We start from the raw sequence: 16,099 nt of genomic DNA on the forward strand, positions 1-16,099 counted from the left end.
AGCGCGCGAAGCGCTCACTGACTCAGGTAAGTAAACTTCCCGCCCTTGACGATTCCCATCACGCTCGCGCGTTGATCGAGGCCGACGTGATCCTTCGCGCTCGTGTTCACGACGCCGTTCGGCACCACCAGCTCATGCGCATGTTCGAGTTCCGTGCGCAGCGCCGCGCGAAACTCGGGCGTGCCCGGCTGCGCAGTCTTCAACGCGCGCGCGACGGCATCCTGCAAACGCGGATAGACACCGGCCGCATCGCCCGCGAACTGCGTGACCGTATTCGGCCCGTACTGCTTTTCATACGCGTCGACGAAAGCGAGTGCAGCCTTCTTCGCGGGATGATCGGCGGGCAGCGTGCGCGCCACGACGACGGGCTGCGTCGGGAACAGCGTGCCTTCGACATCCTTGCCGCCGAGCTTGATGAACTCAGGCGTCGCGATGCCGTGCGTCTGATAGATCGCGCCCTTGTAGCCGCGCTCGACGAGCGTGCGCTGCGGCAGCACGGTCGGCGTGCCCGCGCCCGCGATCAGCACGGCATCGGGCTTCGCTGCCATCAGCTTGAGGATCTGGCCCGTGACGCTCGCGTCCGTGCGGTTGAAGCGCTCGGTGGCGACCACCTGGATGTGGCGCAGCGCCGCGAACTTCGTGAATTCGTTGAGCCAGCTGTCGCCGTAGCTGTCCGCGAAGCCGATGAAGCCGACCGTCTTCACGTTGTGATTCGACATGTAGCGCGTCATCACGTCGGCCATCGCGCTGTCCGTCTGCGCCATCTTGAACGCCCAGATCTTCTTGCCTTCCTGCGGCTCGACCACGCTGGCCGAGCCGATCAGCGTGATCATCGGCGTCTGGCTTTCGGCGACGGGATCGAGCGCGGCAAGCGCGGCGGGCGTGATGTTCGGCCCGACGATCACGTCGACGTGATCCTCGTTGATCAGCTTGCGGATGTTGCGCACGGCCGCGCCGGGATCGGAGCCGTCGTCGAGCACGATGTATTGCGCGGGCTGCCCGGCGATCGTCTTCGGCCACATCAGCATCGCGTTCTTGCTGGTAATGCCGATGGCAGCGGCGGGCCCCGTGCTCGACAGGTCGATGCCGACCTTGATGTCCGCGTGCGCGGCAGCGGCGACGAACAGCGCGCCGATCGCGGCGGCGCGCGTCAGATGGCGCAAGGTGGTTTTCAGCTTGTTCTTGTTGTGCGACGACATGCGAAAGATCTCCTGACAGATGACGCTGTGGCTAACGTGGCTGTTGTGCGGCTGTTGTTATAGCGAATCAAAAACCTCAAAGCTCGTACGTTTCGTGTTCGCCCTTGAGCGCCTGCTCGATCAGCCGGCGGTTCAGATTCGGCGACAGCAGTTCGACGAGCGTATACACATAGCTGCGCAGATACGCGCCGTGCTTCAGCGCGACGCGCGTCACGTTGCTGCCGAACAGGTGTCCGACGGGCATCGCGCGCAGATGGCGGTCGCGTTCCGCGTTGAACGCGATGTCGGCCATGATGCCGACGCCCAGCCCGAGCTCGACATAGGTCTTGATCACATCCGCGTCGATCGCTTCGAGCACGATGTCGGGATGCAGTCCGCGCAGGCGGAACGCGTCGTTGATCTTGGTGCGGCCGGCGAACGCGTTGTCGTAGGTGATCAGCGGATATTGGGTCAGATCGTCGAGCGACAGCAGCTTGCGCTCCAGCAGCGGATGGTCGGCGGGCATCACGGCAAGGTGATGCCAGGTGAAGCAGGGCAGCGACACCAGTTCCTTATAGGTAGAGATCGCTTCCGTCGCGATCGCCACGTCGGCCTGGTCGTGCAGCACCAGTTCGGCGACCTGCGTCGGGCTGCCTTGAAGAATGGACAGATGCACCTTCGGGAAGCGTTTCTTGAATTCGGCGATGGCGGCGGGCAGCGAGTAGCGCGCCTGCGTATGCGTCGCGGCGATCACGAGATTGCCCTGATCCTGCGCCGCGTAATCTTTACCGACCCGCTTGAGACTCTCGACTTCCTGCAGAATCCGCTCGACGGACGCCAGAATGATCCGCCCGGGCTCCGTCAGCGAGCGCACGCGCTTGCCGTGCCGGGTGAAGATTTCGACGCCCAGCTCGTCTTCCAGCTCGATGATCGCCTTGGAGACGCCAGGCTGGCTTGTATACAGCGCCTTGGCGGCTTCCGTCAGGTTGAAATTCTGGCGGACGGCCTCGCGCACGAAGCGGAACTGATGCAGGTTCATATATAACCTCGCCGCATATCAAAAGAATTTTTTAGTCGTTTGAAATATAAGGCGAGTTTATTACGATTTGTCCAGTTTTTCCAATATGGATATCTGTTTTTGTCATTAGCAAATGAGAGATGCGTCTAAACGGCCTGCCGCCGTCGCGCTCAAAGCTGACTGGCAATGACGAATCCGAGGCGCGGCGTAACCGGAACGCCGTGTCGTGTGAGACGAACACAAACCCTGGGGTCCCCGAATGTACCAATACGATCAGTACGACCAGACCATCGTCGATGAACGCGTCGCGCAGTATGCCGACCAGGTTCGTCGCCGTCTGTCGGGCGAATTGAGCGAAGAAGAGTTCCGTCCGCTGCGCCTGCAAAACGGCCTGTACTACCAGCGCCACGCGTACATGCACCGCATCGCGATTCCGTACGGCAACCTGCGCAGCGACCAGCTGCGCATGCTCGGCACGATCGCGCGCGAACACGACCGCGGCTACGGCCATTTCTCGACGCGCTCGAACATCCAGTACAACTGGATCAAGCTCGAAGAAACGCCGGAAATCCTGCGCAAGCTCGCGTCCGTCCAGATGCACGGCATCCAGACGTCGGGCAACTGCATCCGCAATATCACGGCCGATCAATTCGCGGGCGTCGCGCCCGACGAAATCGTCGATCCGCGTCCGTGGGCGGAAATCATGCGCCAGTGGTCGACGTTCCACCCCGAATTCGCCTGGCTGCCGCGCAAGTTCAAGATCGCCGTGTCGGGTACGAAGGAAGACCGTGCGGCCGTGCAGATCCACGACCTCGGCGTCTATCTGAAGAAGAACGCCGAAGGCGAAGTGGTCGCGAGCATCCTCGCGGGCGGCGGCCTCGGCCGCACGCCGATCATCGGCGCGATCATCAAGGAAGACCTGCCGTGGCAGCATCTGCTGACGTACTGCGAAGCCGTGCTGCGCGTGTACAACCGCTACGGCCGCCGCGACAACATGTACAAGGCGCGCATCAAGATTCTCGTGAAGGCGCTGTCGCCCGGGAAATTCGCGCAGCAGGTCGAAGAAGAATGGCAACACCTGAAGGACGGTCCGTCGACGCTGACGGAAGCGGAAGTCGCACGCGTGTCGCAGTACTTCCAGCCGCCCGTGTATGAAAAGCTGCCGGACACGGACACGTCATTCGAAAAGCATCTGCTCGACAGCAAGCCGTTCGCGCGCTGGGTCGAACGCAATGTGCGTCCGCACCGCGTGTCGGGTTATGCGTCGGTGACGATCTCGCTGAAGCCGACGGGCATCGCTCCCGGCGACGCGACGGACGTGCAGATGGAAGCCGTCGCCGACTGGGCCGATGAATACTCGTTCGGTGAAATCCGCGTGTCGCACGAGCAGAACCTCATTCTGGCCAACGTGAAGAAACGCGACCTGTACGCGCTGTGGGAAAAGGCCAGGGCGCAAGGTTTCGCAACGGCGAACATCGGCCTGCTGACCGACATCATTGCGTGCCCGGGCGGCGATTTCTGCTCGCTCGCGAATGCGAAGTCGATTCCGATCGCGCAGTCCATTCAGGAGCGTTTCGACAACGCCGATTTCGTGTACGACCTGGGCGATCTGTCGCTGAACATCTCGGGTTGCATGAACTCGTGCGGTCACCATCACGTCGGCAACATCGGCGTGCTGGGCGTCGACAAGGACGGCTCCGAGTGGTACCAGGTGTCGCTCGGCGGCGAGCAGGGCACGGGCACGGACGGCGCGAAGCTCGGCCGCGTGATCGGCCCGTCGTTCTCGGCGGAAGAAATGCCGGACGTGGTGTCGAAGGTGATCGACACGTTCGTCGAAAACCGCATCGACGGCGAACGCTTCATCGACACGTACAACCGCATCGGGCTCGCACCGTTCAAGGAACGCGTGTACGCATCGCGTCAACCGGCTCACGCGTAACGGCAAGGGATCTAACAGATGGCATCGATTATCAAGGACCGCGCAATCGTCAACGACGACTTCACGGTTGTCCGCGCAGCCGAAGACGGCGCGCTGCCCGAAGTGAGCGCTTTGCCCGCCGGCAAGATCATTGTTCCCTTCGCGCTGTGGCAAGCCGCGCGTGACGAACTGACAGCATCGCGCAGCGCCGGCGAGATCGGCGTGTGGCTCGCGCCGGACAGCGAACCCGCCGACATCGTCGCGGACTTCGACAAGGTCGCGCTGATCGCAGTCGACTTCCCCGTGTTCCGCGACGGCCGCGGCTACAGCATCGCGCGCCTCCTGCGCGAGCGCTACGGCTACAAGGGCGAGATTCGCGCGATCGGCGACGTGTTGCGCGACCAGCTGCGCTTCTACGAGCGCTGCGGCTTCAACGCCTACGCGCTGCGTGCCGACAAGGACATCAACGACGCGCTGAAAGCGTTCACGGAATTCACGGTGCAATACCAGGGCGCGTTCGACGATCCGTCGCCGCTGTTCCGTCGACGCGAAGCGGCGGCTGCCGCACAAAAGGCCGCCGTATGACGGACGCCGCCACTGTCTCGCCGGAACTCCAGGCGAAGATCGAACGTCTCGATGCGCTGCTCGATTCGATCGGCCAGCGTCACGAGCAGGTCAAGTTCGCGAGCAGTCTCGCCGCGGAAGACATGCTGCTGACGCACGCGATCCTGTCGCGCGGCGTGAAGATAGGCATCTTCTCGCTGAACACGGGCCGCCTGCATGCGGAGACGCTCGGTATGATCGACCGCGTGCGCGAGCGCTACGGTTACGAGATCGAGCAGTTTCATCCGCAAGCGGCCGCCGTCGACGAATACGTCGCGCAGCATGGCCTGAACGCGTTCTACGAAAGCATCGATCTGCGCAAGCGCTGCTGCGAGATCCGCAAGGTCGAGCCGCTGAATCGCGCGCTGTCGAATGTCAGCGCATGGGTTACGGGCCAGCGTCGCGAGCAGTCGGTGACGCGTGCGGAGCTGCACGAGGAAGAGCAGGATCACGCCCGCAACATCGCGAAGTACAACCCGCTCGCCGACTGGACGGAAGCCGACGTATGGGCTTACCTGAAGGCCTTCGACGTGCCCGTGAACCCGCTGCATGCGCGCGGCTATCCGAGCATCGGCTGCGAGCCGTGTACGCGCGCGGTGCGCCCCGGCGAAGACAGCCGGGCAGGGCGCTGGTGGTGGGAGTCGCGCGATACGAAGGAATGCGGCTTGCACATCACGACGATCCCTGTCGCTGTCGTCTCGGAGAACGCTTCCACCTGATGCGATGCACGAAGGCGCCGGCGTAAGATGACGCAAACGCCGTGCGCCGCGCAATGCCGATTTCGGTTGAATCTTTACGTGCCGCACGCATCTGGTGAGAGCCCGATCATGCGACACGAACCAACGAAGGACCCAAACATGAGCACGACGCTCGATTCCCAAGTCAACGCACCGCTGTCCGTAACGGCGAACCGGATGGATCACCTCGACTGGCTCGAGGCCGAATCGATCCATATCCTGCGCGAACTCGTTGCCGAATGCAGCAAGCCCGCGCTGCTGTTCTCGGGCGGCAAGGATTCCGTCGTCGTGCTGGCGCTCGCGTTGAAGGCGTTCGGCCTCGGCGCGAACCGCAAGACGCAGCTGCCATTCCCGCTCGTGCACATCGACACGGGTCACAACTACGACGAAGTGATCGACTTCCGCGATCGTCGCGCGAAGGAAATCGGCGCGGAACTCGTGGTCGGTCACGTCGAAGATTCGATCCGGAAGGGTACGGTGCGCCTGCGCCGCGAAACGGATTCGCGTAATGCTGCCCAGGCCGTCACGCTGCTCGAAACCATCGAGCAATACGGCTACACGGCGATGATCGGCGGCGCGCGCCGCGACGAAGAAAAGGCGCGTGCGAAAGAGCGGATCTTCTCGTTCCGCGACGAGTTCGGCCAGTGGGATCCGAAGGCGCAGCGCCCCGAACTGTGGAGCCTGTATAACGCGCGTCTGCATCAGGGCGAGCATCTGCGCGTGTTTCCGATCTCGAACTGGACGGAGCTGGACGTGTGGCAATACATCGCCCGCGAGAACCTCGAACTGCCGTCCATCTACTACGCACACAAGCGCGAAATCGTGCGCCGCAACGGTTTGCTCGTGCCCGTGACGCCGCTCACGCCGATCCGCGAAGGCGAGTCGAGCGAAGAGGCGCTGGTGCGCTTCCGTACGGTGGGCGACATCAGCTGCACGTGCCCCGTTGAAAGCGATGCGGACGATGTCGAAAAGATCATCGCCGAAACGGCCGTGACGGAAATCACGGAGCGCGGCGCGACGCGTATGGATGACCAGACGTCGGAAGCGGCGATGGAACAGCGCAAGAAGCAAGGTTATTTCTAAGAGCACGCAGAGGAAAGAGTCACCATGAGTCGCATTGAGCAACCCGCGCATCAACCTGAAGACCTCGGCGTGCTTCGTTTCATCACGGCAGGCAGCGTCGACGACGGCAAGAGCACGCTGATCGGCCGACTGCTGTACGACAGCAAGGCTGTGCTGTCGGATCAGCTGTCCGCGCTGTCGCGCGCGAAGAACAAGCGCACGGTCGGCGACGACATCGATCTGTCGCTGCTGACGGATGGCCTCGAAGCCGAGCGCGAGCAGGGCATTACGATCGACGTCGCGTACCGCTACTTCGCTACCGCCAAGCGCAAGTTCATCATTGCCGACACGCCGGGCCACGAGCAGTACACACGCAACATGGTGACGGGCGCATCGACGGCGCACGCGGCCATCATTCTCGTCGACGCGACGCGCGTCACGTTCGAGAACAACGAAACGCAACTGCTGCCGCAGACCAAGCGTCACAGCGCGATCGTCAAGCTGCTTGGTCTGCAGCACGTAATCGTCGCGATCAACAAGATGGATCTCGTCGAGTACAGCGAAGCGCGCTTCAACGAGATTCGCGATGCGTATGTCGCGCTTGCGCGCCAGCTCGGTCTGAACGATGTGCGCTTCGTGCCCGTCTCGGCGCTGAAGGGCGACAACATCGTCACGGCCAGCGAGCGCATGCCGTGGTATGCGGGCGAACCGCTCCTCGACTTGCTCGAAGCTCTGCCCGTCGACACGGCTACGCATGAAGCGCTGCGTTTCCCGGTGCAATGGGTCGCGCGTCAGGACGGCAGTCAGGCCGACGATTTCCGCGGCTACATGGGCCGCGTCGAATCGGGCGAAGTGAAGCTCGGCGATGCGATTACCGTGCTGCCGGCGAACCGCGCGGCGACCGTCGCTGAAATCATTGCGCCCGTGCCGGGCGGCACGGCGCAGGTGGACCGCGCGTTCGCGGGCCAGACGGTGACGATCCGCCTCACGGAAGACGTCGACGTGTCGCGCGGCGATACGTTCGTGCACGCATCGGCGCCTGTGCAGCCCGCGAAGAAGCTCGAAGCGGACCTGTGCTGGTTCGACGAATCGCCGCTGTCGACGGCTCGCAAGTATCTGCTGAAGCAGACCACGAACACGGTGTTCGCACGCGTCGGCGGCATTCAGCAGGTGCTGGATGTGCATACGCTGTCGCATGCGACGGACCGCCATGAACTGAAGATGAACGATATCGGCCGCGTGTCGCTGACGCTGCAAAAGCCGATCGTCGCTGACGAGTACGACGCGCATCCGGGCACGGGCGCGTTCGTGCTGATCGACGAAGCGACGCATCATACGGTCGCGGCGGGCATGATTCGTTCGGTTTCCGCCTGAAGTCTTGACGCGGAACGGAGCTGAACAAATGGGTAAGGTGTATCTGATCGGCGCGGGGCCGGGTGCGGCGGACCTGATCACGGTTCGCGGCGCGCGGCTGCTGGAGCGCGCCGATGTCGTGCTGCACGATGCGCTCGTCGAGCCGGCAATGCTCGACTATGCGCCGCATGCGCGCAAGATCGCGGTGGGCAAGCGTTGCGGCAAGCGCTCGACGGCGCAGCACTTTATCAACAAGCAGATCGTCGATGCGGCGAAAGAGCATGACGTCGTTGTGCGGCTGAAGGGCGGCGACCCGATGCTGTTCGGACGTGCCGATGAAGAAATGCGCGCGCTCGAAGCGGCGGGCATCGAGTATGAAGTCGTGCCGGGCATTACGGCGGCGCTGGCGAGCGCGGCGTCGCTGCGCCGCTCGTTGACGCTGCGTGGCGTATCGCGCAGCGTTGCGCTTGCCACGCACAGCCGCGCGCCGGATTCCGCGGAGATTCGCGAGCAGGTCAATGCTGATTCGCTGGTGTTCTACATGGGCCGCGACAGCGCGCCCGAAATCGCGCAACAGTTGATCGACGCGGGCCGTGCGGGATCGACGCCCGTGGCGATCGTCGAAGCCTGTTCGACGCCGCGTGAACGCATGTTGACGCTGACGCTCGATGGTCTTGCGGCCGGCGATGCACAGTTGTGGCTCGATCCGTCGCAGCCGTCGCTGCTGATGATCGGCGACGCGTTTGCCGGACGGGTGGCGGGCGGGCAGTCGCATACCGAAGCTGAGCGGGATGAGGCGGCGTTACGAGTCGCCTGAAGTTTCGCGTTTTCTTTACGATCGGCCGTATTCGCGCGAGTGAATGCGGCCGATTGCTTTCCGGGTGGCATGCGCGTTGCAACGAGCGATAAGATTTCTTCTCACCTCGCATTCGACGCTCATCCCATGACCCATTCTCCGTTGCGCCGTTCCCTGCTGATTGCAATTGCTGCTGCGCCTGTCGTTGGCGTGCGGGCGCAGCCCGCGTCATCCGTCGCGCTCAATCTGGCCGCGCATGAGCGCTTCGGGCAGCTCGAAGCATCGAGCGGCGGGCGGTTGGGCGTGGCGGCCGTCAGAACGTCGGATGGCGCGTATGTGAGCTATCGCGAGTCGGAGCGTTTTCCAATGTGCAGCACCTTCAAGCTGCTGGCCGTTGGCGCGCTGCTCAAACGAAGCGCGGCGGAACGTGATCTGCTCGACACACGCGTGCGTTACGGGCCGGCGGACCTCGTGGCCAACTCGCCGATCACGAAACAACACGCGGGCGAGGGCATGTCTGTGGGCGAACTGTGCGCGGCGGCGCTGCAATACAGCGACAACACCGCGGCGAATCTGCTGCTGAACGTGATTGGCGGGACCGAGGTATTGAACGAGTTTGCGCGCTCGATCGGAGACACGTGGTTCGACCTTGCGCGCCGGGAGCCGGACTTGAACGCCTCCGTGCCGGGTGACATGCGTGATACCACGGCGCCTCGCGCGATGATGCAGGACGCGCAGAAGTTGCTGTTATCGGACGATGTGCTGGAAGCGCCGCAGCGCGAGAGGCTGAAGGCATGGATGCTGGGCAACACGACGGGTGCGGGCCGGATACGCGCGGCCGTGCGTTCGACGGGCTGGCCGGTTGCCGACAAGACGGGCAGCGGAGACTATGGCACGGCGAACGATGTGGGCGTTGTGTATTCGCCGGCGACGGCGTACGTGCTGGCGATTTACTTTACGGGTGTGACGCCGAAGGAAACACCACCGCAGGACGCAATCGTGGATGAGGCTGCGCGGATCGTGTTTGATGTGGTTCGGTGAAGGTGGGGTTTTGGTTGTTTTCGCTGGCATCCGCGAATTCGTTTCCGTCCTTCATGCGTTGCCCCTGTGCGGGGCGGCACCTACTTTTCTTTGCAGCGGCAAAGAAAAGTAGGCAAAAGAAAGCCGCTCACACCGTCAGCCCGTGTCCTTGCCCAGGGGCTCTCAACGCCCCCGTCCTTCGTGCGGCAACACGCTAGTTCACGCCCGTTGCCAGCGTGCTAACTCACGCCTCACCCGCTTCGCATGCCCGCGTCACGGAACGCGTTACCAGGAAGTCCACGGCAGCCCAGGTGGCAAACGGTGTGTAGGCCGACGCGCCGTAAGTGCACCACTCCGGACTGAAAAGCGGGATCGGTGTCGTAGGAGCGCGAACGCGTAAGGTGCGACAAGCTACACACCGTTTGCCACCTGGGCGGCGCAGACGGTTCACTGCCGCTGGCTGCACTACGGGTGAGTGGAGTGGGTGAGGCGCCTGCTTAGCGCGCTGGCAACCAGCGACAAATAGCGTGTTGCCGTCTGGAGTGCGGGACCCGTGGGGGGCCCGCAGGCAAACACAAGGATTGGCGGTGTGAGCGGCTTTCTTTTGCCTACTTTTCTTTGCCGCTGCAAAGAAAAGTAGGTGCCGCCCCGCACAGGGGCAACGCCTGAAGCACCGATACGAAATCGCGGAAGCGAGCCACGAAACCGCGGAAGCGAGCCACGAAACCGCGGATGCCAGCGAAAGAAAAACCAGAACAACGAAAAAGCTAAAAAGCCTGCCGCAGGCAATACCCAGCAATCGCCTCGATAACATCGGCATCCTCACCGACAGCGGTAGAACACCGAATCTCAACGGAAGGATGCGCCGCCCGGCACTGATCGAGGATCAAAGGCAGATCACGGCGAATATGACCACCTTGCCCAAAGAAAACGGGCACGACGGTGACAACAGAAGCGCCATCGGCAACCTGCTGGGCAACAGCGGCAGGCAAATCAGGCGTCATGAGTTCGAGAAACGCCAGGGACACAGGTCCAGAAGCAGACTCCCCGCGCAGTTCCCGCAAACGAGCGGATAACCGCTGAAAAGGCTCAGCCCAACGGGCATCTCTTGCGCCATGCGCAAACAGCACAATCCCATGAGATCCCATAACCAGCCGCCTCGCAGAGCAGAGAAAGCAAAGAAAAAAACCTAATGCCGATCAACCCACTTAAGCCCAACCAATCCAAGCACCAGATAAACCAGCGCCGGCGTCGCAGCCGTCAACGGGGCGGGCCAGGTATTCAGATTACCAATATGCGAGAACAGCGTATTGAACAGCTGAAAGCTCATCCCCAGCATGATCCCGCCGAACACCTTCACGCCGACCACGCCGGCACGCGTATGCAGATAAGCGAACGGCAGCGACAGCACCAGCATCACGAACACCGCGAACGGATACAGCAGCTTGCGCCACAACGCGATCTCGTAGCGTTGCGTGTCCTGATGGTTTTCGGTCAAGTGCTGGATATAGCGGAACAGGTTGAACATCGACATCCGCTCCGGCGCGACCAGCAGCACCGACAGAATCTGCGGCGTCAGTTCGGAGCGCAGCGAATACTCGGGCAACGCGACCTGCTTGGCGCGATACACGGGGTTCAACGCGTCGGCGGGCTTGCCGGCGTCGGGTGCGACGTCGATCAGTTGCGTGTCCGTGACGTCCGTCAGCAGCCAGTGGCCGGGCGGCTGATACTTGCCCGACTTGGCGATGCGCACGTTCGACAGACGGAACTTCGAATCGAATTCGTAGATGCGCACGTTCGAGATCGTCGCGTCGGGCTGCAACTGGCCGACATTCACGAAACGCGTCACCTGCTCGCCGTCGGCGCGCGCCGTCAGCGTGTCCTTCACCCACACGCCCGACTCGAAGTTGCTCGACACTGACGAGCCCAGCGCCTCGAGACGCACACGTTCGGACAACTGGTCCGTATACGGCCCAACCACTTCGCCGATCAGGTACGTCAGGAACACGAGCGGAATGCCGATCTTCAGCAGGGAACGCAGCGCCTGGTTCGTCGCAAGACCCGACACGCGGAAGATCGTGTATTCGGAATTCGCCGCCATCTGCGCGAACACGTAGATCGCGCTGATCAGCGCCGCGACGGGAATGATTTCGTAGAAGCGCGACGGCGTCTGCAGCGCGACGCGCAGCACCGCGTACTGGAACTTGTAGTTGCCGTGGCCGACCGAGTTCAGTTCGTTGATCAGGTCGAAGAAGAAGAACAGACCTGAAAACGCGAACAGAATGAAGATGAACGTGAGGTAGACCTGACGCGCGAAATACTTTTCATAGATGCGCATCGGTTACGCCCCCTGCGTCGAGCGGTCAGCCGATCGGCTGAACATGGCCCGCGTGAAGAGCGGCCGGTTGCGCACCCGCAGCCAGAAAATGAACACGACTATCAACGCAACGAGAACGTGCAGACCCACGAGGCCCACGCCGAACGACATCTTGCCCTGCTCGATCCACGACTGCACCACGTTTAGCAGATTCGAATAGGTCAGATAGATCAGCACGGCCATCACGAGATTGATCGTGCGGCTGCGGCGCGGATTCTGGTGCGCGAGGGGAATGGCAAGCAGCATCAGGTTGATCGCGATCAGCGGCAGGCCCGCGCGCCAGGCGAACTCGGCGAGATTCTGGCGGGTGGGGTCGCGGAACAGGTCGAGCGTCGGCGTGCCCGTCGTGGTCGGCGTGTTGACCACCGGCTGGCTCTGGATCTTCACGCCGTAGCGCTCGAACTCCATGATGCGGAAGTCGGGGTGGCCGGGCTCGCCGTCGTAGCGGCGGCCGTTTTCGAGCACGACGAAGCGGTCGCCGTTCTTTTGCGTTTCCGTGTGGCCGTTCTTCGACACGACCACGTTCAACTTGCCGTTCTCCGTGCTCGTGACGAACACGTTTTCGACGTGGCCCTGGTCGGGCGACATCTTCTCGATGAAGAACACGCGATGGCTCGTCGCCGATTCGCGGAACTGACCGGGCGCGAGCAGCGAAACTTCGTCGCGCTGCTGGAAACGCGCACGGATCAGTTTGCTCTGCTGGTTCGACCACGGCCAGCCGACGAACACGAAAAAGGCGATCAGGATGATGATGGGCGTCGCGAACAGGCCGATCGGCTTGATGAAGCGCGCGAGGCTCACGCCCGAGGCGAGCCACACGACCATTTCGGAATCCTTGTACCAGCGCGTGAGCACGAACAGGATCGACACGAACAGCGTCGCGACCAGCATGATCGCGAGATAGCCGATGACGGTCAGGCCGATCAGCACGAGCACGTCGCGCGGGTCGATTTCACCGGACGCCGCGAAGCCGACGATGCGGATCATCATCGTCGTCAGAACCAGCGTGAGCAGGACCATGAACACGGCACCAGCCGTGTACGCCAGTTCGCGCTGGAGAGAGCGTTCAAAAATCATGGTTGATGATGAGAGGGCGCGCTCCGGCAGGCGGCGGGGTTGGGCCCCATCACGCCTTTCGTGCAGCCGCCGCGGGAAAAATAGCGGATAATTGCGGCTTTCATCCTAAGCCCAGATTTTATCCGAGGACAAGCGCGATGGACTTTAGCATAAAAGCCTGTGATTGGAGCAAAGGCTCGACCAACGGGTTCCTTACCGGGAAATCGGATTGCATCGTGATCGGCGTGTTCGAGTCGCAGACGCTGTCGGGCGCAGCACTGGAAATCGACGCCGCGACCAAAGGCCTGCTGACGCGCATCGTCAAGGCGGGCGACATGGACGGCAAGACGGGCAGCACGGTGTTCCTCCATGAAGTGCAGGGCATCGGCGCGTCGCGCGTGCTGCTCGTTGGCCTCGGCAAGCAGGATGCATTCACGCAGAAGGTCTACGGCGACGCCGTGCGCGCCGCGTGGCGCGCCATTCTCGGCACGAAGGTCGCGCAGGTCACGTTCACGCTGGCGCAGGCGCCCGTCAAGGAGCGCTCGTCGGACTGGGCCGTGCGCGCGGCAATCCTTGCGCTGCGCGAGCTGACGTACAAGTTCACGCAGATGAAGAGCAAGCCCGACACGAGCAGCCGCGCGCTGAAGCGCATTGTGTTCAGCGTCGACGCCGCGGATGAGAAGCTCGCGAAGGTCGCCGTCAAGCAGGGCGTCGCGCTCGCGAACGGCATGGATCTGACGAAGGATCTCGGCAACCTGCCGGGCAACGTCTGCACGCCGACCTATCTGGGCAATACCGCGAAGAAGCTCGCGAAGGACTGGAAGCTGAAGGTCGAAGTGCTCGGCCAGAAGCAGATCGAAGCGCTGAAGATGGGCTCGTTCCTCGCGGTCACCCAGGGCTCCGTCGAGCCGCCGCAGTTCATCGTCCTGCAGTATCAGGGCGGCAGCGCGAAGGCCGCGCCCGTCGTGCTGGTCGGCAAGGGCATCACGTTCGACACGGGCGGCATTTCGCTGAAACCCGGCGACAGCATGGACGAGATGAAGTACGACATGTGCGGCGCCGGCTCGGTGCTCGGCACGCTGCGTGCGGTCGCCGAAATGGGCCTGAAGCTGAACGTCGTCGGCATCATTCCGACCTGCGAGAACATGCCCGCCGGCAACGCGACCAAGCCGGGCGATATCGTCACGAGCATGAAGGGCCTGACGATCGAAGTGCTGAATACGGACGCGGAAGGGCGCCTTATCCTGTGTGACGCGCTGACGTACGCCGAGCGCTTCAAACCGGCCGCCGTGATCGACATCGCGACGCTGACGGGCGCCTGCATCATTGCGCTCGGCCATCACAACAGCGGTCTGTTCTCGAAGGACGATGCGCTCGCGGGCGAACTGCTCGACGCCTCGAAGGAAGCGTCCGACCCGGCATGGCGTCTGCCCCTCGACGACGAGTATCAGGATCAGCTCAAGTCGAATTTCGCGGACATCGCGAACATCGGCGGACGTCCGGCGGGCAGCGTGACGGCGGCGTGCTTCCTGTCGCGCTTCACGCAAGCGTATCCATGGGCGCACCTCGACATCGCGGGCACCGCATGGAAGAGCGGCGCGGCGAAGGGCGCGACAGGCCGTCCCGTGCCGCTGCTGGCGCAATTCCTGATCGATCGCGCTGCACAATGACGCATAGCAGTTTGATGACACGCAGCGCAGTGAAGCAGGATCGCCGATGACCCGAATCGACTTTCATTCGAACGTCGGCGATTCGCTGTTGTATGCGTGCCGTCTCGTGCGCAAGGCGTATCAGGCCGGTCAGCCGCTCATCGTGCTGGCCGAACCGCCCCGTCTGCGTGCGTTCGACGAGCAGTTGTGGACGTTCTCCGCACTCGATTTCATCCCGCACTGCCTCGCGGCGAGTCCGCTCGCGGCGCAAACGCCCGTCGTGCTCACGTCGTCGCTCGACGACGTGCCGCATCACCAGATCCTGTTGAACTTGAGTGCGACCGTGCCGCCGCAGTTCGCGCGCTTCGAGCGCCTGCTGGAAATCGTCGGCAACGCGCCCGACGAACTGGCCGCAGGGCGCGACCGCTATCGCTTCTACCGCGATCGCGGCTATGCTTTGAACAACTACAAGCAGGACGCCTGACCGGTTCCTGTCCGCTCGATGCGCGGTCTTGTCGCGCAGTCTTGCCTGATAGGCGCAGAATCGGCGCGTCCGATCTCTAAAGGGAGTGTTTTCGTGTCCCAATCTTCCGACTCTTCCGATCAAGACATCCCCCTTCTGACCGACGTGATGGAGACGGGCCACGACCCGCATGCGAAGACCAGGCGGCCGAAGCGCGGCGCTTCGCATGAACATGACGGTTCGCATGACGGTTCGCATGCGCGCAAGCATCGGGCGTCGCATGACGCCGAGCATGAAGCAGGTCACAGCGCGCCGCTGGAGCCACCGGCGCAAGCGCAAGCAGAACCGGTGGCACCCGCCGCCGACGATGACGACGTGCCGCTGCTCGATTCCATCTACGAGTCGCCGGACGATCTGAGCAGTCACGCGCTTCAGCCTGAAGAATCCGCCGCAGCGCATGCACAGCACGCGCCTGAGGCGCCCCATGCGCCCGCGCGCGAGCCCGCGCAGTTCGTGCCGGGCGAAGCGGAGTTCGCATCGGGCTCGACGGCCGAGCGCTATGTCGCGCCGCCCGATCTGAGTTCGACGCCCGTGCAGGCGGAACATGCAAGCGCACCCGCCGCCAGCTCCGACTACGATGCCGATGTGCTGGCCGAACGCTTGCGCGGCCGTTTTGCGACGTATCTGAAAGGGGATGGGCGGAATCTGATCGAAGCACGCTGCCGTGACGCGTTCCAGGATCACACGACCTGGCTCGTCAATCAGATCACCCGCGAAGTCGCGCTTGCGCTGGAAACGGAGATGCTCAGCTGGGTACGCGAGGCGATCCGCGAAGAGCTCGGCAACTCGACGACGAGCAAGTAAGCCGC

15 protein-coding genes are annotated in these 16,099 nt (G+C 62.9%); 10 read left to right on the plus strand and 5 right to left on the minus strand.

Going from position 1 to position 16,099, the window contains the following annotated elements:
- Positions 1-14: 14 nt before the first annotated feature.
- The gene (locus tag FRZ40_RS16165; RefSeq protein WP_147234697.1) at positions 15-1,199 is read right to left on the minus strand and encodes an ABC transporter substrate-binding protein; all 1,185 of its coding nucleotides are present in this window, start codon (positions 1,197-1,199) and stop codon (positions 15-17) included.
- A gap of 76 nt (positions 1,200-1,275) precedes the next feature.
- Positions 1,276-2,217, minus strand: coding sequence for a CysB family HTH-type transcriptional regulator (locus FRZ40_RS16170; protein ID WP_028370208.1), 942 nt, complete (start codon positions 2,215-2,217; stop codon positions 1,276-1,278).
- A 238-nt stretch (positions 2,218-2,455) separates the two neighbouring features.
- Here FRZ40_RS16170 and FRZ40_RS16175 point away from each other — a divergent pair, with 238 nt between their 5' ends.
- The 7 genes from FRZ40_RS16175 (at position 2,456) to bla (ending at position 9,706) form a co-directional block, all read left to right on the plus strand.
- Positions 2,456-4,135: a nitrite/sulfite reductase gene (locus tag FRZ40_RS16175; RefSeq protein WP_147234698.1), complete on the plus strand. Its 1,680-nt coding sequence runs from the start codon at positions 2,456-2,458 to the stop codon at positions 4,133-4,135.
- A gap of 18 nt (positions 4,136-4,153) precedes the next feature.
- Positions 4,154-4,699, plus strand: a complete 546-nt coding sequence (locus tag FRZ40_RS16180; protein ID WP_028370210.1) for a DUF934 domain-containing protein — start codon at positions 4,154-4,156, stop codon at positions 4,697-4,699.
- Positions 4,696-5,436 carry a phosphoadenylyl-sulfate reductase gene (locus FRZ40_RS16185; RefSeq protein ID WP_028370211.1) on the plus strand — a complete coding sequence of 247 codons (741 nt, stop codon included), beginning with the start codon at positions 4,696-4,698 and terminating at the stop codon, positions 5,434-5,436. The genes FRZ40_RS16180 and FRZ40_RS16185 overlap by 4 nt, the downstream gene beginning before the upstream one ends.
- A gap of 138 nt (positions 5,437-5,574) precedes the next feature.
- On the plus strand, positions 5,575-6,537 hold the full coding sequence (gene cysD, locus FRZ40_RS16190; RefSeq protein WP_028370212.1) for a sulfate adenylyltransferase subunit CysD: 963 nt from the start codon (positions 5,575-5,577) through the stop codon (positions 6,535-6,537).
- Positions 6,538-6,561: 24 nt separating this feature from the next.
- Positions 6,562-7,890, plus strand: a complete 1,329-nt coding sequence (locus FRZ40_RS16195) for a sulfate adenylyltransferase subunit 1 (protein ID WP_147234699.1) — start codon at positions 6,562-6,564, stop codon at positions 7,888-7,890.
- Positions 7,891-7,918: 28 nt separating this feature from the next.
- The gene (cobA, locus tag FRZ40_RS16200; RefSeq protein ID WP_028370214.1) at positions 7,919-8,686 is read left to right on the plus strand and encodes a uroporphyrinogen-III C-methyltransferase; all 768 of its coding nucleotides are present in this window, start codon (positions 7,919-7,921) and stop codon (positions 8,684-8,686) included.
- 126 nt (positions 8,687-8,812) lie between these two features.
- On the plus strand, positions 8,813-9,706 hold the full coding sequence (bla, locus tag FRZ40_RS16205) for a class A beta-lactamase (RefSeq protein ID WP_147234700.1): 894 nt from the start codon (positions 8,813-8,815) through the stop codon (positions 9,704-9,706).
- Positions 9,707-10,452: 746 nt separating this feature from the next.
- On the opposite strand, the gene FRZ40_RS16210 is transcribed toward bla, so the two are convergent.
- The 3 genes from FRZ40_RS16210 to lptF are packed head-to-tail and all read right to left on the minus strand — an operon-like array spanning position 10,453 to position 13,139.
- Entirely contained in the window at positions 10,453-10,833 is a 381-nt protein-coding gene (locus tag FRZ40_RS16210; RefSeq protein ID WP_081767750.1) for a sirohydrochlorin chelatase, read from the minus strand.
- A 41-nt stretch (positions 10,834-10,874) separates the two neighbouring features.
- Entirely contained in the window at positions 10,875-12,023 is a 1,149-nt protein-coding gene (lptG, locus tag FRZ40_RS16215) for an LPS export ABC transporter permease LptG (protein WP_028371200.1), read from the minus strand.
- A gap of 3 nt (positions 12,024-12,026) precedes the next feature.
- On the minus strand, positions 12,027-13,139 hold the full coding sequence (lptF, locus tag FRZ40_RS16220) for an LPS export ABC transporter permease LptF (protein ID WP_147234701.1): 1,113 nt from the start codon (positions 13,137-13,139) through the stop codon (positions 12,027-12,029).
- Between the two features lie 137 nt (positions 13,140-13,276).
- Here lptF and FRZ40_RS16225 point away from each other — a divergent pair, with 137 nt between their 5' ends.
- From FRZ40_RS16225 to FRZ40_RS16235, 3 genes are all read left to right on the plus strand, one after another.
- Positions 13,277-14,788, plus strand: coding sequence for a leucyl aminopeptidase (locus FRZ40_RS16225; RefSeq protein WP_028371202.1), 1,512 nt, complete (start codon positions 13,277-13,279; stop codon positions 14,786-14,788).
- A 46-nt stretch (positions 14,789-14,834) separates the two neighbouring features.
- Positions 14,835-15,251: a DNA polymerase III subunit chi gene (locus tag FRZ40_RS16230; RefSeq protein WP_028371203.1), complete on the plus strand. Its 417-nt coding sequence runs from the start codon at positions 14,835-14,837 to the stop codon at positions 15,249-15,251.
- A gap of 93 nt (positions 15,252-15,344) precedes the next feature.
- Positions 15,345-16,094: a DUF2486 family protein gene (locus FRZ40_RS16235; protein ID WP_147234702.1), complete on the plus strand. Its 750-nt coding sequence runs from the start codon at positions 15,345-15,347 to the stop codon at positions 16,092-16,094.
- Positions 16,095-16,099 lie beyond the last annotated feature (5 nt).

The organism is Paraburkholderia azotifigens (genome assembly GCF_007995085.1).
Lineage (GTDB): Bacteria > Pseudomonadota > Gammaproteobacteria > Burkholderiales > Burkholderiaceae > Paraburkholderia > Paraburkholderia azotifigens.